Origin of the sequence: Erythrobacter sp. HI0063 (assembly GCF_001635685.1) — a bacterium.
Classification (GTDB): domain Bacteria; phylum Pseudomonadota; class Alphaproteobacteria; order Sphingomonadales; family Sphingomonadaceae; genus Qipengyuania.
In genome coordinates, this window is record NZ_LWFF01000182.1 from 1 (window position 1) to 20,506 (window position 20,506).

At 61.6% G+C, this 20,506-nt stretch carries 16 protein-coding genes; 4 read left to right on the forward strand and 12 right to left on the reverse strand.

Annotated elements, in window-relative coordinates; translation table 11 throughout:
- Nucleotides 1–20: 20 nt before the first annotated feature.
- Entirely contained in the window at nucleotides 21–251 is a 231-nt protein-coding gene (gene secE / locus A3736_RS06150) for a preprotein translocase subunit SecE (protein ID WP_067680221.1), read from the reverse strand.
- Between the two features lie 279 nt (nucleotides 252–530).
- Here secE and A3736_RS06155 point away from each other — a divergent pair, with 279 nt between their 5' ends.
- On the forward strand, nucleotides 531–2,069 hold the full coding sequence (locus A3736_RS06155) for a sodium:alanine symporter family protein (protein WP_067680467.1): 1,539 nt from the start codon (nucleotides 531–533) through the stop codon (nucleotides 2,067–2,069).
- Nucleotides 2,070–2,165: 96 nt separating this feature from the next.
- Here A3736_RS06155 and A3736_RS17475 read toward each other — a convergent pair whose 3' ends face one another.
- From A3736_RS17475 to A3736_RS06185, 7 genes are all read right to left on the reverse strand, one after another.
- Nucleotides 2,166–2,315, reverse strand: coding sequence for a hypothetical protein (locus A3736_RS17475; protein ID WP_197465512.1), 150 nt, complete (start codon nucleotides 2,313–2,315; stop codon nucleotides 2,166–2,168).
- A gap of 42 nt (nucleotides 2,316–2,357) precedes the next feature.
- On the reverse strand, nucleotides 2,358–3,521 hold the full coding sequence (locus tag A3736_RS06160) for a glycosyltransferase family 87 protein (RefSeq protein WP_156502010.1): 1,164 nt from the start codon (nucleotides 3,519–3,521) through the stop codon (nucleotides 2,358–2,360).
- 160 nt (nucleotides 3,522–3,681) lie between these two features.
- Entirely contained in the window at nucleotides 3,682–4,440 is a 759-nt protein-coding gene (locus tag A3736_RS06165; protein WP_067680473.1) for a 3'-5' exonuclease, read from the reverse strand.
- A gap of 67 nt (nucleotides 4,441–4,507) precedes the next feature.
- Entirely contained in the window at nucleotides 4,508–5,887 is a 1,380-nt protein-coding gene (locus A3736_RS06170) for a DUF3526 domain-containing protein (protein WP_067680475.1), read from the reverse strand.
- Entirely contained in the window at nucleotides 5,884–7,302 is a 1,419-nt protein-coding gene (locus A3736_RS06175; RefSeq protein WP_067680477.1) for a DUF3526 domain-containing protein, read from the reverse strand. The genes A3736_RS06170 and A3736_RS06175 overlap by 4 nt, the downstream gene beginning before the upstream one ends.
- Nucleotides 7,299–8,045: an ABC transporter ATP-binding protein gene (locus A3736_RS06180; protein ID WP_067680479.1), complete on the reverse strand. Its 747-nt coding sequence runs from the start codon at nucleotides 8,043–8,045 to the stop codon at nucleotides 7,299–7,301. The genes A3736_RS06175 and A3736_RS06180 overlap by 4 nt, the downstream gene beginning before the upstream one ends.
- Complete coding sequence (locus A3736_RS06185; RefSeq protein WP_233999272.1) at nucleotides 8,045–10,141, reverse strand: TonB-dependent siderophore receptor; 2,097 nt, start codon at nucleotides 10,139–10,141, stop codon at nucleotides 8,045–8,047. Before A3736_RS06185 ends, A3736_RS06180 begins: the two co-directional genes overlap by 1 nt.
- Before the next feature lie 379 nt (nucleotides 10,142–10,520).
- Here A3736_RS06185 and A3736_RS06190 point away from each other — a divergent pair, with 379 nt between their 5' ends.
- Nucleotides 10,521–13,118, forward strand: coding sequence for a TonB-dependent siderophore receptor (locus A3736_RS06190; protein ID WP_067680484.1), 2,598 nt, complete (start codon nucleotides 10,521–10,523; stop codon nucleotides 13,116–13,118).
- A gap of 82 nt (nucleotides 13,119–13,200) precedes the next feature.
- On the opposite strand, the gene A3736_RS06195 is transcribed toward A3736_RS06190, so the two are convergent.
- A complete protein-coding gene (locus A3736_RS06195; protein WP_082851340.1) occupies nucleotides 13,201–13,707 on the reverse strand; it encodes a DUF6702 family protein in 507 nt (168 codons plus the stop codon).
- Nucleotides 13,704–16,115 (reverse strand): M1 family metallopeptidase, encoded by a 2,412-nt coding sequence (locus tag A3736_RS06200; protein ID WP_197465513.1) that lies wholly within the window; start codon nucleotides 16,113–16,115, stop codon nucleotides 13,704–13,706. Before A3736_RS06200 ends, A3736_RS06195 begins: the two co-directional genes overlap by 4 nt.
- Between A3736_RS06200 and A3736_RS06205 the strand changes: the two genes are divergently transcribed.
- The gene (locus tag A3736_RS06205; RefSeq protein ID WP_197465514.1) at nucleotides 16,099–16,572 is read left to right on the forward strand and encodes a potassium transporter TrkG; all 474 of its coding nucleotides are present in this window, start codon (nucleotides 16,099–16,101) and stop codon (nucleotides 16,570–16,572) included. The genes A3736_RS06200 and A3736_RS06205 overlap by 17 nt on opposite strands.
- Before the next feature lie 172 nt (nucleotides 16,573–16,744).
- Nucleotides 16,745–18,772, forward strand: coding sequence for a site-specific integrase (locus tag A3736_RS06210; protein WP_067680490.1), 2,028 nt, complete (start codon nucleotides 16,745–16,747; stop codon nucleotides 18,770–18,772).
- 93 nt (nucleotides 18,773–18,865) lie between these two features.
- Here A3736_RS06210 and A3736_RS17025 read toward each other — a convergent pair whose 3' ends face one another.
- Complete coding sequence (locus tag A3736_RS17025) at nucleotides 18,866–19,495, reverse strand: hypothetical protein (RefSeq protein WP_197465515.1); 630 nt, start codon at nucleotides 19,493–19,495, stop codon at nucleotides 18,866–18,868.
- A 28-nt stretch (nucleotides 19,496–19,523) separates the two neighbouring features.
- The coding region (locus tag A3736_RS17480) for a hypothetical protein (protein WP_197465516.1) at nucleotides 19,524–20,506 on the reverse strand (983 nt) is incomplete at its 5' end.

The window sequence follows — 20,506 nt, forward strand, 5'->3', positions numbered from 1 at the left end:
TCGGTGGCCGGAAAGCGGCCTCAGGCGAGAGTGAGCAGCCAGCTCACCACGGCCCCGAAGGCCGAATCCACGCCCAGGAAGAACAGCGAGAGGATCACCATCATGATGAAGACGAAGATCGCCGTGCGGATCGTCTCTTCGCGGGTCGGCCAGACGACCTTGCGCGTTTCGGCGCGGACCTGATTGACGAATTCCGCGGGCGACGTCTTGGTCGCAGGTTTCGGCGCAGCCTTGGGAGCGTTATCGGCCATCGGGAACTCACTCGCTTTCGAATCGAATTGTCGTGGCTTCCGGGATGGGGGCATCGCCGCCCCGATTCAAGATCGGGAGGGGCTGGATGATACCGCCGATGTCGGAAGACGGCCCCGCTGTTAGGCGCGCACACGCCGAAACGCAAGCTCGTCGATTCGGCTCGTGCCGCACCCCACCATGCGCCGCGAGCGGACAAAACGGCGCGCAGGGCTGGTCAAGCGCGCCCCGCCTGACTAGCGTGCCGCGCTTCAACGGGACGTATGAGGGGTTTTGAATAGATGGCAACCAGCCAGCCAGCGTCATTCGGCGAGCGCATGATCGAGCCGGTCACCAATATCTCCGACTTTATCTGGGGGGGAACCTGGAACGGGGAAGCGGTGATACCCTTCCCGCCCTTGGCCCTGATCCTTCTGGGCATCGGCGCGTGGATCATGATCGGCCTGCGCTTCTATCCGATCGTCAAGCTGGGCAGCGCCTTTGCCGGCCTGTTCAAGGGCCGCAAGGGCAAGGGCGCAGGTGAAATCTCGCCCTTCGCCGCGTTGTCGACCGCGCTGTCGGGCCAGGTCGGGACCGGCAACCTCGCCGGCGTCGCCACCGCCATCGCACTGGGCGGACCGGGCGCGATCTTCTGGATGTGGGTGACGGCGCTGTTCGGCATGGCGCTGGGCTTTGCGGAAGGCAGCCTCGCCATCCGCTATCGCGAGAAGACCTCCGACGGAGTCTATCGCGGCGGTCCGATGACCTACATCATGATGGGCCTCGGCCCCAAATACACCTGGCTGGCGATCCTGTTCTGCCTCGGCACGCTGTTCAGCGCGCTGGTCACCGGCAATTCGATCCAGTCCAACGAAGTCGCCAGCGGCCTCAACGAGCTGTTCGGCATCGAACGCTGGCTGGGCGGTCTGATCGTGGCGGTCACCGTGTTCATCGTCATCATCGGCGGGATCAAGTCGATCGGGCGCGTCGCGGAAAGCGTCGTTCCCTTCATGGCCGCCGCCTATATCGTGATGGCGGTGATCGCGCTGATCCTCAATTTCGGCGATCTGCCGGAAACCTTCGGGCGGATCTTCGACGGCGCGTTCAACGTGCAGAGCGCGACGGGCGGCTTCGCCGGTGCGGCGATCATCCTGGCGATCCGGGCGGGTGTGGCGCGCGGCCTGTTTTCGAACGAAAGCGGCCAGGGTTCGACCCCGATCGCCCATGCCGTGGCACAGACCGACGATCCCGAACTGCAGGGCCGCATGGCGATGCTGGGCACGTTCATCGACACGATCATCATCTGCACCATGACGGCGCTGGTGATCCTGACCGTGGAAGGCGACTTCACCTATAATGGCGAAGCGGTGCGCCATGTCTGGCAATCCGACTTGGGCACCACCGCGATGAGCGGGTTCGTGACCACCAGCGGCGCCTTCGCGGCGGCGTTCCCGACGCTGATCGGCGGCATTCCGCTCGGAACATTGGTGGCCAGCGTCGCGCTGATCCTGTTCGTGTTCACCACGCTTCTGACCTGGAGCTATTACGGCGAGCGCGCGATCACCTTCCTCTACGACCGGGTGCCGGGATCGACGCGCGGCGGGGAAAAGGCGCTCCACATCGCGTGGCGCGTGATCTGGTGCATCGGCATCTTCGTCGGCGCGACTCAGCCGAGCCAGCTGGTCTGGCGTCTGGGGGATATCTCCAACGCGGCGATGGCGCTGCCCAACCTGCTGGCGCTGGCGCTGCTATCGGGCGTGGTGTTCAAGCTGGCGCGCGGCGATCGCAAGGCGGGCAAGGACCATCTCGCCGATACGCCGGAAGAGCCGGAGGAATACTGACCGCCGGGCAACCAGCCCGACCCGAAACGAAAAAGGGGCCGGTAAGCACTGCGCTTACCGGCCCCTCTTCAAATCTAGTGTGCGTTCAACGCTGCATCAGCTTTGCCCGAACAGGCGCGCCCAGAAACCCGGCTGCTCCATCGGCTGGATCTTCCCATAGACCTGGCGGCGCAGCCCGGAATCCTGCGCCGTCTTGGGCATGGTCCAGCCATCGGGACGGCTGCTGCGGAAGGACAAACTCGACATGATGGATCTCCCCATGAAATTTGCTCCCTCCGTCCACCATGCTCAACCTTCGGACCGCGCATCCGGTTCCCGTCCGCCCCGGCCCCACACCAGCCAGACCAGCACGGCGGAGGCCAAAGGCATGAGATTGAGACCGAGCGGCAGCGCAGCGGCCCTTAGCGCGAAGGGCGCGAAATAGAGGCCGACGAGAGCGAGTTTCTCGAACGGGCGGAAACCGTGCCTGCGCCCCTGTTCGACCAACCACAGGGTGGGGAAAAGCAGGAACGGCAGGTCGTAGGAAAAGAGATAGGGCGAGGCGAGCGCGCTCGCCGCCAGCAGCAGCGCACCGCTCGCCCGCACATCGCCCGTAAAGCGCTGCCACGACCGGACCGCGAGAGCGATAGTCGCGAGCGTCAGCAGGACCGCCAGGCCGAGCGCGACGGGATGGGCGAGATAAAGGCGCGCCTGCGCATAGAGGCTGACCATGCGAAGATAGAATTCCGCCGCATCGCGTCGCATCAAATTCTCGCTCGCGTCCCAGCTTTCCCGATACCCGAGCCATGTCGCCGTGCCGAACACCGCCCAGCTCGCGAGAATAAGAGCGAACACGCAGACAGCCGCCGCCGCGAAAGTGCGCCACCGCCGCCCCGCTGCGAGCCAGAACGGCCAAAGCAGCGCCAGATGCGGCTTCACGATCAGCGCGCCCACCATCGCGCCCGATCGCACGGGACGGGTATCGAGGCGATGCACGGCAGCGATCAGCAGGGCGCCGACGAACAGCCCGGTCTGCGCATGGGTCGCCGCGATCAGGGCTCCGGGATAGACGAGGACCAGCGGCCACAGGCGCGGAAACGCTCGAATGCCTGCCCATACGAAAGCCGCATACCCAACCGCGACCCAAACGATCCAGGCAAGCGGAAAGGGCAGCAATCCAAATGGTGCGGCAAGGAACAGGAAGGGAGGCGGATTGACGAAAGCGAACCAGCCCCGGCTCGCCGTGGCGGTCTGTACGCGCTCCTGCACGGCCAGATCGTAAACGAGCGCGGGATCGCCCCCCACCACAATCCTGCCCGCGCCCCAGAAGGCGAGAAAATCGCTTCCGGTCTCGCCCGTCGCCTCGATCCAGGCCATCGCCAGCAAGGCAAAAGCGGCAACCCCCAGCATGAGAGCATAGGCCCGCACACGCTGCGACGTCAGCCAGTCGGCATCGCGAATTGCGGATAACAAGCCCGTCTCCATTCAACCGCTCTAGCCCGCCGCGCGCGGATTGCCATCCGCGTTGCGACCTGTCCGACGTCAGGAAATCGACGGAACGAGAAAGACCGAAACGCGTCGCGAACAGGTTTCCGGTACGGTGCGCCGTCACATTCGCGGCCGGGCTGCTTTCTTAAAGCAGCTCACCCTGTTTCGGCTCGTCTTCTCGGGGCAGGCTCGTTCCATCGCGTCGCTCGATTTCCCGTCGGGCGGAAAAACGCACATCCTCGTTCCGGTCCGATGTGAAGCGCCGCAACGTCTCGTCTGAAAGCTTGCGCCAGTATGCGCCGCGATCGGGGCCGTAGGGCACGCGTGGAAGGAGGCCGGGTTCGTTGCTCCATGCCAGCAATTGTTCGAGCCCGGCGGCATTGAGCTGATCGCGCAGATGGTGTGCCGTCACGTAAGCGTCCGGAAAGGCACGATGGACCGGCAGGCCTTTCGACCGGTCGAGCCCTTCCGGCATCCGCCAGTACCGCAGAACCTGGTTCGAAAAGCCCGGACTGTCGGGCCACAGGCGCAGCGCACATTTCCAGGTACAGATCCATTTCGCGCCGCCCGAAAGCTTCGGCGTGCAGAAGCGCTGCTCGAACGACGCCCGGTGCGCTGCGAGGGCGAGCGCTCCACCTTCCGGGCGAAGGATCGTCGGGGCGATCTCCTGCCAGAACGGTGCGCCCTTTACGTCCTCGTCCATGATGTGATGAACGGCCATCGTCACCGGCGGAATCGATCGCCCCGGATCGACCAGCGCCGATCCACCCTCGCCGCCTATCGCCCATAACCCGTCTTCCTGCAGCACCACATCCTGCCAACCGATTTCGCACACGGCATGGGCTGGCGGGCTCGACCCGGTGGTTTCCAGATCGATCACGCGGACACGGGGAATGGGCTTCATCTCCCAGAGGTAGGAAGAGCGCGCGCGTTCTCAACGCGGTACATCGATTTCGGGCGCAGTACGCCGCCTACGATCGTCTCCGCGCGCCGATCCGTGCCATCCGCGCGCGCCCGGCTACGAGTAACAGCAGCGCCAGAATCCCGAGGGCGATCAGCGACGCGGCATCCAGAGTGCCGGTCGCGCGTCGCGTTTCGTAACGCGGGATCTGCGCAAAGTCGGTACGCGTGAAGCTGCGCTCGTCGAACAGGTAGGGATAGTAGAACCGGCGCAATCTCTCGTGATAGGCGGCGATGCTGTCCTGATAGGCGAGCTGACCCGCAATGTCGGTATCCGCAATCCGGTGAAGCACGGTCATCGTTCCGACGCCCGGCAGCACGAGGCCGAGCATCCGCGTAAAATCCTCCCGTTCCGCCAGGCTGGCGCGATAGTCCTTCACATCAGCCGCACCCGCCTCGTCGCCCACCTGATGCATGGCGTAATACCATTTCCAGTGGAAACGGCCCTCGAACTCCTCCTTGCCGCGCCATTCGGGATGATTGACGAAGAAGCGCTCGAAGGTCTGGGCCTTGGGCACGTCCCAGCCGCGATGGACGATCTCGCGCTGTGCCAGGGTGAGGTCGATCCCCTTGGCGACGGGAACGCTTCGCGCGATGGCCGCATTGGCGAGCGTGGGGAGGATCAGAGTGAGGACGATCCAGCAGCCGATCATTGCCGCCGCCGCGGTGGCGGAGGTCCGCAGGCTCGCCCCGATCAGCATGGCGAGGCCAAACCAGAAGGCACAATAGAGCGCCGCCGCACCCAGCATGACGGCGATACCGCTGGCAGGTGCCGCCATGACGATCCCACCAGCAATCAGCGGCAGGCCGAGAGCGGCCAGCACCGCACCGTAGCGAAGGCCGATCCGGCGCCGCCACAGACCGCTGCCGGGCAAAGACAGCAGCAGCCGGAGACGTCCGGTCTCCCTTTCGCCCGTCACCAGATCGTGGCCCAGCGCAATCACGACCAGCGGCAGAAGGTAGATCAGTACGAAAGCCCAGTCGAACACACCGGGCAGCGCCAATTCGGGATTATAGGTTTCGGAGTCGTAGAGCTGCGCCTGCAGGCCGAGCGCACGAACCCGCAACACATACGGTTGCAGGTCGCGCTGGCCGATGGCCGCGAAGGCCAGCGGCGGCGGTGGATCCTGCGTGAGCATGAAAGCGTAATAGGCGTTGTAACCCGCATCGCCTTCGGGCCCGGCATTCGCCTCCTCGACCGTGGCGAGATCGCGAATTTGTTCGGCCTCCACCCGCTCGATCGTGGCACGCTGGTGCTCGATCTCGGCGATACCGGCCCAGACGGCCGCGCCCGAGAGCATGAACAGCAGAATAAGCGCGAGCAGATTGCGTCCCGAGCGAAGCAGGAGGCGCAATTCAGCCGTCCAGATGGACGATGCAGCCTTAGTCATCGTGCCGACCTCCCGATCCGGCGAACGGCCACGAATGCCAGTCCACCCAGCGCAACCAGCCATCCGAGCAAGACGGCGAAGGGCCAGACGAGACTGCGCGGGCGCTCCAAGGGGTCCGGCGCATCGTAGGCGAAGCGCGGAATATCCTGCCAATAGGCCGATGGGATGCGCGGATCGTCCCCCTCGATGCCCGGCAGAAGTTCGGCCTGCATCCGGTTCAGGCGCTGCACGAAATCGTAACGGAAGGTCTCGGCCTGATCGAGGAAGTCGTAATGCGCCGCCGGATCGCTGCCTGCGAGCGCCATCGACACCTGCCGGATGGCGATCAGTGGGCTCACGACGGAAAACGCGTGGACGAAGGCGTTCTGCTCGCTTTCGCTGGCGATCTGTCGGTCGGCGGCATCGGCATAGATCTGCGTCGTCAGCCGTTCGCCTTCGATGCTGACGAGCCCGGCATACTGGACGGGCAGGTCTTCGACCGTTTCGACGCCGTACCGGGTCAGCACCTGTTTGCGAAAATCGTTGAAATAGGGATCGTCGGGATCGTGACTGTCGCCGATTTCCAGTAGATCGCGGTGCAGCGCGATTTCGGTCTCGATCTTGGTCGCCAGCTCGCTCTGCGCCGAGGCCGCTTCGGGAAGCGCACGAGGCAGGAGGATGACGACGATCATCCATAGCCCGATCAGGATTGCGAGCGCATCGCGCGGCCGCGCGGCCAGCGCCGAGACGATCACACCCAGTGCCGCCCACAGGATCAGCCAGGCGGCATAGCCGAGGATCATCAGCGCGACGCTCGCCCAGCCGGCGGCTCCCGTGGCCGCAAACGCGATCAGGACGGCGAAGGCGGGCAGGCCCACGCCAAGCGCGATCGCCCCATGCCCCAACAATTTGCCCGCGATCAGGCTGCGCCCGCTAAAGCCCTGGGCGAGCATCAGCTTCAGCGTCGCGCGTTCCTTCTCGCGGCCCACGCTGGCAAAGGCCAGAAAGATGATGAGGAGCGGGGCGAGCGTCTGGAGAACGAAGGCCGGAGTCAACTGACCAAACCGCAACAGCAGCGAGGACTGGCGCGCTTCTGCAAAATTGGCGCTGTTCTGGCGGTGCCCTTCGAGGAAGACCGTGTTGCCGGTGAAGCTGTCCACGCCCGCATCGAAGAAGGCGAGCGGGGCGATCGGACGGAACACGAACTGTCCGTAATGCACCATGCGGTGCGGATGGCGATCGGGCTGCGCATCGAAGGATTCGTCAACGCTCGCCTGATAGCGCGCGCGATCCGCCTCGATGGCGCTGCGCCAATCCAGGCTGGTGAAACTGGCAACGAGTATCAGCAGGACGAACAGCGCCCCGGCGATCAGACCCGCGCGGTTGCGCGCCAGCACGCGCCATTCCTCGCGCGCAATCAGCGTGGCCGCGCTCATGCGGCTGCTCCTGCATGGGCGTAGGAATCGTGCAGCGCGTTCAAGTCGAAGCGCGGGCCGGTCGCACTTGCCGCGCGTTCCTCCTCGATCCGACCCTGCCCGAGAAAGCCGATCCTGTCGGCGATATCGACCGCGCTGACGATATCGTGCGTCACCATCAGCACTGCGACTTCCCGCTCGCGCGCGGCATCGAGCAGACGATTGAATTCGAGCACGGCGCGCGGGTCGAGGCCCGAGGTCGGCTCGTCCAGCAGAAGCACGGGAACATCGCGGGCGAGCGCGAGGGCAATGGCAACTTTTTGGCGCATTCCCTTCGAGAAGCCGGAAAGGCGCTTGTCCCAGGCCTCAGGCGCGAGCCCGACGGCGCTCAGGCCGCTCTCGATCGCATCCTGTCCCTGCCCGGTCTGGGCAAGAGACAGGAAATAGCCGATATTCTCGCGCGCCGTGAGATGCTCGTAGAGCGAGACGTTCTCCGGCACATAGGCCATCACCGCGCGCGCGGATCGTGGATCGGCGACGGGATCGATACCGCAGACCCGCACCGTGCCGGCCTGTGGCGCGACGAAGCCGAGAAGAGCGGACAGCGTGGTCGATTTGCCCGCCCCATTCCCGCCGAGCAGCGCGTAGATTTCGCCCCGGCGCACGGTCAGATCGAGCCCGCGCAGCACGGTATTGGCTCCATAGCTGTGATGCAGGCCCTCGATGGCGATCGCGGGAACGGCGGATGCGTCCGTCATCGTCATCAGAACCCCGCTCGAAAGCCGATGGTCGCAGTGCGCGGCGCGCCCGGTTGGACCCAGAGTTGCGAGTAACTGTTGGCGTACCAGTCGGCGTTGAAGATATTCGCCACCGTGCCGAACAGCGTGACATCGTCGAGAAGCTCGATCTCGCCGAACAGCCGGAACAGCGTGTGGTCGGGCAGGACGAAATCGGTGCCGGTCGCGCCCAGCCGATCGCTGACATACTGGACCCCGCCGCCAAGCTTCGCCGCGCGTCCCGCAACCTGGAAACGCTTGGACGCCTGCGCGTTGAAAGTGTGGTCGGGAATATTGATCAGGGGATCGCCCGGCTCGATGACGAAGGAGAAATTCGGATCGAGCACGCTCGAGCGCGATTGCGCATCAACATGGGCGTAGCTCACCAGGATATCGATATTGCCCGGCAGGCGGCCGTTGACGTCCAGTTCGATACCGCGGCTGCGCGCTTCGCCTATGGCGACGGAGAAGCCCGGATTGTTGATGTCGCTGGCGAGGACATTGTCCTTCTCGAGCTGGTAGACGGTGAACGTGCCCGTCAGCGCGCCGTTCAGCAGCGTCAGCTTGGCGCCCGCCTCGATCGACTTGCTGATTTCGGGGTCGAATATCCGCCCCGTCACGCCGGTGCCGATATTGGCGCGGAAGCCCTCGCTATAGGCGGCATAGAGCGTGACCGGATCGGCGATCTCGTAGACCACACCGAATTGCGGGCTGATCCGATCGTCCTTGCGCTCGCTGTCGATGCCGGTGAGGTAGTTTTCGGTCCTCAGGCTGAAATCGTCGTAACGCGCGCCGATGCGGATCTGCAGGCGATCGGTCAGCTCGATCTGATCCTGAATGAAGAAACCGGTCGATTTCTGCTCGTCCAGCCGATTGTTCTTCGGCAGCGGCGTCGGCAGGGGAAACCGCCCATAGACGGGATCGAGAACGTCGATGACGTAAACGGCCTGCCCGCTCGGGTTGCTGTTCACCGATGGCGGGCGGACGCGGCGGAAATCCTGCAGATTGTCGAACTCGTCGTGATCGGCCCCGATCAGGACGCGATGCCGCAGCCCGCCGGTCTGGAATGCGCCGCTGATCTCTCCGCGAAGGACGAATTGCTGCGAATCGTACACGCGCGAGCGGCGCTGGCGCGACAGCGACCGTTCATCGCGAAAGATCGGCTGGCGCGAGACCGCCAGTTCGGGATCGGACGATGTGCCCGTCAGCAGCGTGTCGCGCAGGCTTCCGCCCAGCAGCACGCTCCAATCGGCGTTGAAATCATGCTGGAAACGCAGGGAATGGCCCTCGGCGCGCGCAATGTGGTCGCCATCGCCGGGCTCGCCGAGATAGCGGTCACGCGGGACCGTATCGAAATCGCCGCCCAGCACCATGATGCCGCGATCGAACGGCGATTCCACGCGGGTCTTCTCAAGATCGTAGGTGAGGCGCGTATCCGGCCCGATGGCGATCCCGATGGAGGGCAGGAAACCCCAACGATATTCCTCGACCGTATCGCGGAACGTGTCGCCCCCCTCGATATAGCCGATCAGGCGCGCGCTCAGCCGTTCAGTCACCGCAAGATTGATATCGGCTTCCGATCGGAGCCGGTCGAAACTTCCGAATTGCACGCCGAACGTGCCGAAAATATCGCCGATCCGCGCCTGCTTGGTGACGAGATTGACTGTCCCGCCCGGCTCGCCACGACCGAAAAGCGCGGCGGCGGGGCCCTTCAGCACCTCGATCCGCTCGATCCCCGCCGTGTCGCGCTCCCCTCCGAAACCACGCCCGCCATTGAATCCGTTGACGAGATAGCCGGTCGGAATGTTCTCGTCGCCCGCGAAGCCGCGAATGGCGAAGGAATCCCACAAGCCGCCAAGCGTGTTCTGGCGCGCGACCGACGCGTTGAGGTCGAGCGCATCGTTCAGCCGGATGATGCTGTTTTCCTCGATCGTCCCGGCATTGATGACATCGATGGATTGCGGAATTTCGGAAAGCGCGAAATCACCGCGATAGGCCTGCCGCACACCGGTGACGACGATGGGAGCATCGCCTTGCTCCGCCGCCACGACCGGTAGGCCATCGACTGTCGCGGACTGAGCCATTGCGAGTGTCGGCAGGCAGAACAGGCCGAGCGACGAGAGCGCGGAATTGGCAAGAAAACGGGTAATCATTGGGAAACTCACGGGTATGGGGAAACTCGATGAGACAATGTCTCAATCTAGCGACGCCCATACCCGTGAAGACTTGGGAGTCAATGATATTTTATAACGTTATTCGTGGCAGCTCTAAGGCTCCGGGGCAGTTGCGTGCCGGTTAACGCCGGGCGCGCGTCGGGGGGTAAGAAATCAATGATTTAGGCCGTCTAGAAATAGCTTTGTGTCTTTCTGGAGACATATTACAAATTAGTGAAAAGCCAGGCGTTACAATCTTGTTGCAATATTGCGTAGTGGTACAAGATCCGTGCTTCAAGGAGGGCCCGGAATGTCTCGTATCGCGCTGCTTGCTTCGTCTGCCACTTTGGCTCTTTTCGCATCGCCCGCGCTGGCTCAGCAAACGACGGACGAAACCGATTTTTCGATCGAAGAAGCGGAGCCCCCGCAGGAACAGATCGTCGTCATCGGAACCCGCCGGACGGATCGCTCCGCAGCGGACAGTCCGGTTCCGATCGACGTCATCGGCGGGGACGCACTGAACAATTCCGGCTACACCGAGGTCAACAAGCTCCTCAATCAGCTGGTGCCCAGCTTCAACTTCCCCCAGCCCTCGATTACCGACGGTACGGATGCGCTGCGCCCGGCAACCTTGCGGGGCTTGGCGCCCGACCAGACGCTGGTGCTCGTCAACGGCAAGCGTCGTCACACTTCCGCCCTGCTCAATCTGAACGGGTCGGTCGGACGCGGCAGCGCAGCGGTCGATCTCAACACCATCCCGCCGCTGGCGATCGAGCGGATCGAAGTCCTGCGCGATGGCGCATCCTCCCAATACGGATCCGACGCGATCGCGGGGGTCATCAATGTAAGGCTGCGGCGTGCCGAGGGCGGGCGCGCGCAGATCACGTATGGCCAGTATCGCACCGATATGGACGGCGTGCTGCAACAAGGCGGTCCGGTCGTGAACGGGGCCAACCAGCCGGTGCTCGATCCGACCGCAGGTGCTGGCGGCGTCTATCAGCTGACCAATACCGGAGAAGATCGCTCGCGCCGCGATGGGGGCACGTTGACGCTGGCGGCGAATGTCGGCCTGCCGATGGGGCCGGACGGTTATCTGAATCTCACCGGGCAATTCCAGGATCGCAATCCCACCAATCGCGCCGCCGCCGATCCGAGGCAGCAATTCCCCAGTGTGGCCGGAAACGCCGATCCGCGCGAGCTGACCTTCGATCGCTACACCCACCGCTACGGGGATGCGGCGATCAGCGACTTCTCCCTGTTTTTGAACGGCGGATACGACCTGTCCTCTGCAGCGGAAGTCTATACCTTCGCCAGCTTCGGCAAGCGCGATGCGGAAAGCGCCGGGTTCTACCGCCGCGCCACCGACTCCCGAAACCGCAATTTCTCCGCTTCGACAACCAGCTTCGTACCCTTCTATTCCGAAGGGTTCCTGCCGCTGATCGTCTCCGAAATCACCGACTTCGCCTTTGCTGGCGGCGTGCGCGGCGAATTGGGCGGGTTCAGCTATGACTTTTCCAGCGTCCACGGCGAAAACTCGTTCCATTTCTTCGTCGAGAACAGTTTCAACACCTCGTTCGGCAATGCCAGCGCCCGCCGCTTCGACGCAGGCGAGCTGACCTTCGGGCAGACGACCTTCAATCTCGATCTGCAACGTCTGTTCGATCTCGGTTTCGGCGATGGCCTGTCGGTCGCCTTCGGGGCGGAATATCGCGACGAGCGCTTCCAGATCGATGCGGGCGATCCGCAGAGCTATCAGGCCGGCCCCTTCGCCGCCGCGCCCTTCAACGCGCCTGCCGGAGCGCAGGTCTTCCCGGGCTTCCGTCCGGCGAACGAGGTGGATGCCAGCCGCGATTCCAAGGCGCTCTATGCCGAACTGGAAAGCACCTTCTTCGATGTCCTGACCCTGCAACTCGCGGGTCGCTACGAGGATTTCTCCGATTTCGGCGACACGCTCAACGGCAAGATCGCGGCCCGCGTCGAACCCGTCGACGGCCTGGCCCTGCGCGGCAGTGCATCCACCGGCTTCAAGGCTCCGTCGCTCCATCAGCAATTCTACGCCACCACCAGCACCAACAACGTCAATGGCAATCTGGTGGAGATCGGCACCTTCCCTGTATCGAGCCCGGTGGCGCTCGCTCTCGGATCGCAGCCGCTCGAACCGGAGGAATCGACCAATCTGTCCGTGGGCATCACCTTCTCGATGATCCCCGGCCTTAACATCACTGCCGATTATTACCGTATCGATATCGACGATCGCATCGTCATCACCGAAAACCTGCAAGGTGCGGCGGTGGTATCGCTGCTGCGCGGGGCGGGCTTCAACAACATCACCTCGGCCCGGTTCTTCATCAACGGAATCGACACGCGGACGAAGGGGTTCGAAATCGTCGGCACTTATCGCGTTCCCGATTTCGGTGCGGGTGATTTCTCGCTGACCGCCGGGTACAGCGACAACAAGACCGAAATCCGCGACACCGCCATTCTTCCGAGCCTGCCCGGCCTCACTCTGTTCGGACGGCAGGAATCGCTGCGCCTGACGCGAGGGCAACCGCGCACGAAACTCAATCTCGGGCTCGACTGGGATTACGATGTCTTCGGCTTGACCGCACGCGCCAACCGTTTCGGCGAGGTACTGATCCCGGGATCGACCGAAGCGACCGACCAGACGCTATCCGGCCAGTGGGTGGCGGATGTCGAAGTCCGAGCGCGGCCGATCGAGCGGCTGGAGCTGGCGATCGGCGCGAACAATGTGTTCGACAGCTATCCCGACCGGGTGCTCTTCGGCCAGCCGGGCGGTCCGGGTACGCCGAATTACGGCCTGACCGGCTCCTTCCTGCCTTACAGCTCGTTCTCGCCATCCGGTTTCAACGGACGCTTCCTCTATGCACGCGTGGGGGTGGATTTCTGACAAGCGGCAGACCGTAGGGCCTTCGAACGGCCCTACGGTTCCGTCTTTTCCGGATTGAATCGGCGAGGTCGCAAAATCCGGTTCAGCGCCGCAGTTCGCCCCGCTTGAACCCATCTCCGGCGCGAAAGATCAGCGTTTCGACGTCGGTTCCACCGCCCAGATTGACGCGGTTTTCCTGCCGCGCCCAAACGTCGGTCAGGATCTGCGAATTGATAGCGACGTCTGAAGACGACGGCGGCAACGGCATCTCCTGATAAACCCAGAGGCTTCCCCCCTTCACCTCGCTACCCACGAAGGATAATTCGGCCAAGCGATCGCCCACGCGCACCCGGAACCGGTCCGTGACGTAATCCGCAAAAGCGCGGCGGCTTTCCGGGCGGCCCACGATATCGGGAGAATGAACCCCGCCATGGCGAAGCGCGTGTTCGGCATCGTGCAGGGGCACCTGATGGACGATCTCGACCCGGTCGGTGCGCGTATTGATCGAGACGGTGGAGATCGCGAGCTTCTGCTGGTGCGCGGCGGCGGGCACGGCGGCGAACAGCACCGCCAGTGCCAACAGCACGCGACCGAAAAACGAACGCATCATTCGCTCGCTTCCCGCATCAGATCGCGGCCCAGCCGCGAGCTGGAGCCTTCGGATTTGAACGCTTCGATCCGGCTCGGGATGATGCGACGCGGATAGTAATTGTTCTCGATATCCGCATCCGCCGTCTCCCAGTTCGGGTCGACAACGACCTCGGTCAGCTCCTTGCCCTTGGGGAAGTGCAGCAGCTTGGTGACCGATCGGGAATCGCGGCGCCAGATTTCCGCCGGGATGTTCATCCGTTCCGTGCTGCCGTCGCTGAAGGTCAGGCCGAGAATGATCGGCATCACCAGCCCGCCCCTGTTCGAGAAGTTGAGGACGTAATAATTGCGGTCCTCCCTGATCGCGCGATCGAAGGTGGCGCGTTCCCACGGCTCCAGGCTGTCCAGGAAGCTGCGATAATCCCTGCGGTCCTTGGGCGTGACGGTGAACTGGTCGTTCTCGTCGTAGAAATCTCTGATGCCGGGATTCTCCAGCACCCAGATCGGCAGGTCCTGTTCCTCGTTCAGCGTGACGCCGATGCGCTTGGGCTCGTTCGCCAGCTCCTCGCGGCGGCGGCGCAGATCGATATCCGGGTTCTCGGTATCGATCCGCAATTTATAGATCGAATCGAGCGCAATATCGACGTGATCGGTGGTGTAGAACCAGCCGCGCCAGAACCAGTCGAGATCGGTGCCGGAGGCCTCTTCGATCGTGCGGAAGAAATCGGCCGGCGTCGGCCGCTTGAACTTCCAGCGGCGCGCATATTCCTTGAGCGCGAAATCGAACCGTTCGCGCCCGATCACCGTATCGCGCAGGATGTGATAAGCGGCAGACGGCTTGGTATAGGCGTTGGGGCCGATATTCAGCACCGAATCCGAATGGGTCATAATCGGCACCTGATTGTCCGAGATCATGTAGGAAATCACATCGCGCGGGATCCCGCCGCTCCACGGCAAAGTCGGATCGAATTCGTAGCCAGCGATGGAATCGAGGAAGGAATTGATCCCCTCGTCCATCCATGTCCACTGCCGCTCGTCCGAATTGACGGTCATCGGGAAATAGATGTGCCCGATTTCGTGGATCACGACGCCGAGCAGGAACATCTTTTCCGACAGCGAATAGGTGCGCGTCCCATCGTCGTTGAGATTGGTGCGCGGCCCGTTGAAGGTGATCATGGGATATTCCATCCCGCCCACCGGCCCGTTGACGCTCTGCGCGGTGGGATAGGGATAGTCGAAGCTGAAGCGGGAATAGACCTCCATCGTGTGGACCACGGCGGCGGTCGAATATTTCTGCCACAGCTCGCCACCTTCCTTGGGGTAGAAGGACATCGCCATCACGGTCTCGTTCTGGGCACCCGGCTGGTTGTGGCCCTGCGCGTCCCAGGCGAACTTGCGGCTCGACGCCCAGGCGAAATCGCGCACGTTCTGTGCGGAATAGCGCCAGGTCTTCGTGCCTAATGCGCCGCTGCGCTCGTTGGCTTCCGCCTCCTGCGGGGTCACGATGAAGACGGGCGCGTCGGCGGTGCGCGCCCGCTCCAGACGCTGGATCTGCTGCGAAGTCAGGACTTGGGTGGGGTTCTGCAACACGCCGGTGGACGACACGATGTGATCGTCCGGCACGGTGATCGCGACGTCGTAATCTCCGAATTCCAGCGTGAACTCGCCCCGCCCCAGAAACTCCTTGTTGTGCCAACCTTCATAGTCGGAATAAGCGACCATGCGCGGAAACCACTGCGCCATCAGGAAGATGTCGTTGCCGCCGGGGCGCGGATCGTCAGGGAAATGCTCGTAACCCGATCGGGCATAGACCGCGTTTTCCTCGACGATGTTGAAATCCCATTCGATCGCGAACTCGACGCTCTGCCCCGGCGCGAGCGCGACCGGCAGATCGATCCGCATCAGCGTGCCGACAACGGTGCGCTTCAACTCGCCGCCGCCGACCAGCCGCAGCGATCGGATGTCGTAGCCGAAATCATTGTCCGCCATCGTCTGCTGGCGGCGCAATTCCTCCAGCGACAGGCGCGCGGGCTGGCTGCCGCTGGCATTGCTGACCGCCGGACCGCGCCGCCCCGCCCCGCCGAAATCGTCGGTCAGCTCGGCCATGGAATCGGTGCGGAAGATGTTCTGGTCGAGCTGCATCCACAGCCACGGCAGCGTGTCGGGCGAATTGTTGGTGTAGCGGATCGTGGCGCGCGAGCTCGACCGGCGGCGATCCTCGTCGAGCGTGGTTTCGATCGTGTAATCGGCTTCCTGCTGCCAATATTGATGCCCCGGCGCGCCCGACGCGTTGCGATAGACATTGGCCGTCGGCAGCACCTCGTCGAGCTGGCGGAACTTGTCCTCGAATCCGCCCTTGGTCTGCTCGATCCCCTGCGCAGCGGCGGGCGCGGCCAGGACCATGGCGCACAGCGTGACGATTTTCTTCAATGGTTTACCCCTTTTCGCGCCCGGCCATTTCGATCGAAGCAGCCGGTTCGGCAATTCCTATAACCCTAACCCTGGGCCTGGCGACACGCTATTCTTGCGAAGGGTGGTTCGCGAGATAGCGTTTAAGGGCCCGAAATCGCTCGGTTCCCTGTTTGTCCGAGCGGTTATTGCCATCGAGGTCGTGGGCGGCGCGCTGTCCGATGAAGCCGCGCTCGTCATGATGCTGCCGATGTTTATCGGCGCAGACGCGGCTTCGACCGCGGGCGGCATCAAGGTCGCCACCTTTTTGGTCACGATGCTGGCGACGATTTCCTGCTCGTACCGCGAATCCGCACAACCCATTACCCGCGCGGGCGCATCTATCTGGGGTGAACTGCTCTTATCGATAAACGTCCGGCTCATGATGCCGATATCGAGATCGCGGAGGGGTACTGCGCTAAGGAAGCATGCGATTTGAAACCGCAGGGAAAGCCTGAAGCCACTTCGAACGCTTGGGCCATATCGAAGAAATGGCAGGGGTGACAGGAACCCCAGCCGGAAATCGTCCAAGTATCTGAAAGCTCTCGTTTCCCATTCCAGCCCTGCCTTGGTTCGCCACGGCAGGGTGCCACGGAAGGGGGCCACGGCACATGTGCGGCATTCAGAACGTTACCCGCAAGCAGGGCACGTATTACTATCGCAAACTCATACGTTTAGGGGCTGATAAGCCTTTTCGGATACGCTTCTCGCTCAAGACAACCAGCCGCAGGCGCGCGGGTCTGCTCGCGCCGGCCCTGACTTTGATTTGCGAAAGGGTCGCGATGAACATGATCAGCAAGATGGCGGGCGACGGGCTAGACGCCGCGCAGCGGGCGGAGATCTTTCGGCGCCAGATCCTCGTCGAGCGCGATCGGCTGGAAGCCATGCATGGGAGCCTTCACGTCCTTCCGCCCGAAGACCACGATGATATCGGCAAGGCCCTGACGCTGCGGCTGGGTGCAAGCGAAATGGCCGCACAAGACGGGGCAGTACAGGGCAAGATCGAGGACTTCCTCGTCGCTCGCGTCGATCCCGACGATGATGACGAGGAGATCGTGGTCCTCGCCTGGTCGGATCTCGCCGCGTCGATCGAGCACGAAGGGGCCGAACAGGCCGCAGTCGCGCGGCTCGCCGAGTTCGGCCTAGAGCAGTCCGCATTGCGCGAGGCCATGGCGCGCAAGGTGGTCAACGAAGCCCGCATCGTCGCCATCCGAGAATTCCGGGAAATGTTGGCCAACCCTGGAGCCGCCTATGCGCCGGTCCCGCGAGCCGAATACGAGCCAACTGAACGATATGGCACTGCAGTGCCCACGCCACCCGTACCTTCTCCTACACAGCCCGCAATGGCGGGTCTTTATGGGACCATGACGGCGACCGAGGCGCTGGAAAAATTCTTCGCGCATAATCCCAGAACCGGGGGCAAGGATGGGAAATCAAGGCGGAAGAACGGGCAGGCTTGGACAGCTAAGACACGCAAGCAGGCGGGGGTCGCCGCACGTTTCCTCGACGACGTACTGGAAGGTCGACCGCTCGCCCAGATCACGCATGATGATCTGGTTAAGCTCAACGACTGCTTCGAGCGGGTGCACGGTGCGACACTCCTGCGGTCGCCGAAGCAGCAAGAGATGACCATCCTCGAAATCGTCGATGAATACGAGGCTCTCATCGCGGAGAACGAGCAGCTCGCTAAGCAGCGGCAGAAGCGCGAGATCGACAATGGTGAAGCCGATGCACCGACCCGGTTGACCCGAAAGGACCTTGGCCTTTCTTTGGTGACGACCAATCGCCATTTCGGCTTCCTGCGTCAGCTGACGGATTGGTTCGCGCGCCACCATCCCATTGCGGTGCTGGATTACAGCGCCTTCATCATGAAGAAGCAGGGCAACGTGCGGGAAGATCGGCAGCGTTACACGGAAGAGCAGGGACGGATGATTTTCAGCCTCCCGCCATGGACTGGCACCTCATCGCCCAAGCGCCGGATGCAGCCTGGAACCAGCATCTACCATGATTCTTGGTATTGGGTGCCCATGATCGCCTGGTATACCGGTATGCGTCTTGACGAAATCAGCAGCCTGGAGCTCGACGAAATCGAGTTGGAAGGCGGGCACTGGCAAGTCCAAGTAAAGCCGAATTCGCTGCGCGGCCTAAAAACGGGTAGCTCAAAGCGAGTTATGCCGGTGGCGACCGAATTGCTTCGACTGGGCTTCGTCAACTACGTGGAGGCCCTTCGAGCTGACGGCGAATGCCTTCTCTTCCCCGAACTGCTTCCCGAAAGCGGCATTGGGACCTTGGGCCGCGCATTCTACAAGACGCGCTGGACCCACCTCGCCAAGCAGCTGCCGTTTCTCGTAGAAGGACAGGCCAACCACTCGTTTCGCCACACTGCCATCGACGCGATGAAAGCGGCTTACATTCCGAGCGAGATACGGGCGGACTTTGCTGGGCACAAGCTCGCCTCCGAAACCGAAGGCCGCTACTCCAACGCCCATATGGAATTGCTGCGCAAGGCTGCGGAGACCCTTCCGAAGGTGACTGAGCATCTCGAGCCAGCTCCGATTAACCTGCTTCCGAATCGCCTTAGGCAGCCCCGAAAGGCCCGAAGGAAAATTTCACGCCCCTCGCGGAAGAAAGAAATTTAAGCGTCATTTGAGGATCCTGATCTTCGCGCGGACATCTCATTCGGCCTCTGTCATCGCTTCCCCCATCGCATTCGTGATATTTCAAAGATCATCTCAATCTAGCGTAAGAGGCTTTTGCTTTCTTCCGACGGGTATGAAAAATCTTTTGAGTTCCTCAATCGGAAGATGGGCAGAAATAGCAAATCTTTTTGTGAACTCAAGAAGATCGACTTCGGAAGCATAAAAGTTGTGACGAACTATATTACGCGGACCGCTAGGAAACCCCTTTGGCCCATCTTTAAGAGACCCCTCCCAGTTCTCATCGTAGATTTGATAGTCTATTCCTCTTCGACGAATTCCAATTGCTGCCCCAGTGTTCCCGTACATACAGACGAAGACACTTCGGTACACATTTCTACCAAAGCCCTTCTTTCCCCATCCGAGTTTTTGAAGTTCCTTTTCCAGCTGTTCAACAGTCTCTAGAAACTGAGGCGGCGCTTCACGTTTTATGGTATAGCCCCCGGCGTCTCGTGAGAAAAATTCCGATCGTTTGCATATTATTTCGTTTTGGCATTGCCAATTTAAAAATTCGACACGGTCGACTTCGGCAACTCGAAGTAAGGGCTCCCCTGCCCCCATTCGAACCACGACGACGTCGCCTCTTTGCAAATCAGATCGCTCGCAATCTACTGGGTAGGCCTTGCCGCTCTTTCTAAAGCGCACATATGCAATTCTATACGTCATCAGACCTTCTCGAAGGTAAAACTTAATGCTACGGTCGTTTGATATATTCTGAATCGCCATTTATTTTGAAAATCAACGCTTCAGCCTGCTGCTTATCAAGTGTATCTTTGATAAAACCTATGAACGACGCACTTAAGCCCGCATCATTCATAGCGACCCTTGCCTTTGCGAATAATTGCAAACGCCCTCCCTCTAGCTCATTAATTTTGGCGCGGATTGAATCCTCTACCTGCCCATCGTGGTGCTCTGGTGGAATGTACTCAGAAGGATCGTTATAAGATAACCGAATTTTATCGCGCGTTGATCCTCTTTCATCCAATCCTGCTAGAGTTCTTCGGTATTCTTTCCAATATATGTTCGTGGCTTCCTCACTTTTGCCCTCCAGACTTGCAATAATTTCCCTCTGCAGATGAGCGGACTTTAGGGCCCCTTCTATGATCAATTTTTCGGAGTGCGCAGCTAATTGAAATTTTTTAACTGCGTCGATAACGGCTCGCTTTCTTTCAATGTATGCGTTGACACGCCCAATGAAAGAGGTTTGAGATAATATATTTGCGATCAACGCTAGGGCGGTAATAAAGCTAATAAAAGGAATACTAAGTAAACTGGTAAGCACCAATACGCGAGCGGCGCTCTTCCCGGTGGCCTTTGCGGTCATCCATATAAATTCATCTCTGCTGATCTCCCCTCGCAGAAGACGACGATGCATCTCATAGACCACCGCCGCGATTGATAGCGCGGTCAACCCTGGGATGTATTCCCAAATGGCGTCGTTCTGTTCAGCAGATATAAGCTGATCAACGAGTTCCTCGGTATCGGCTGTGAGTTCTGCGTTCGCGAAGCCGGAATCTTGAAGTCCCATTCGCTCGGCAAGTTCTGATGTTATGATGATTTCACCATCAGGGTGTTGCTCCAACCATTCTTCAACGTAAGCTTCAGAACTGGTCGCTTTCAATTGTGCGACCCATTCTGTGCCGCTGGCATGATCTGAGAAGACAACATCATACCCTG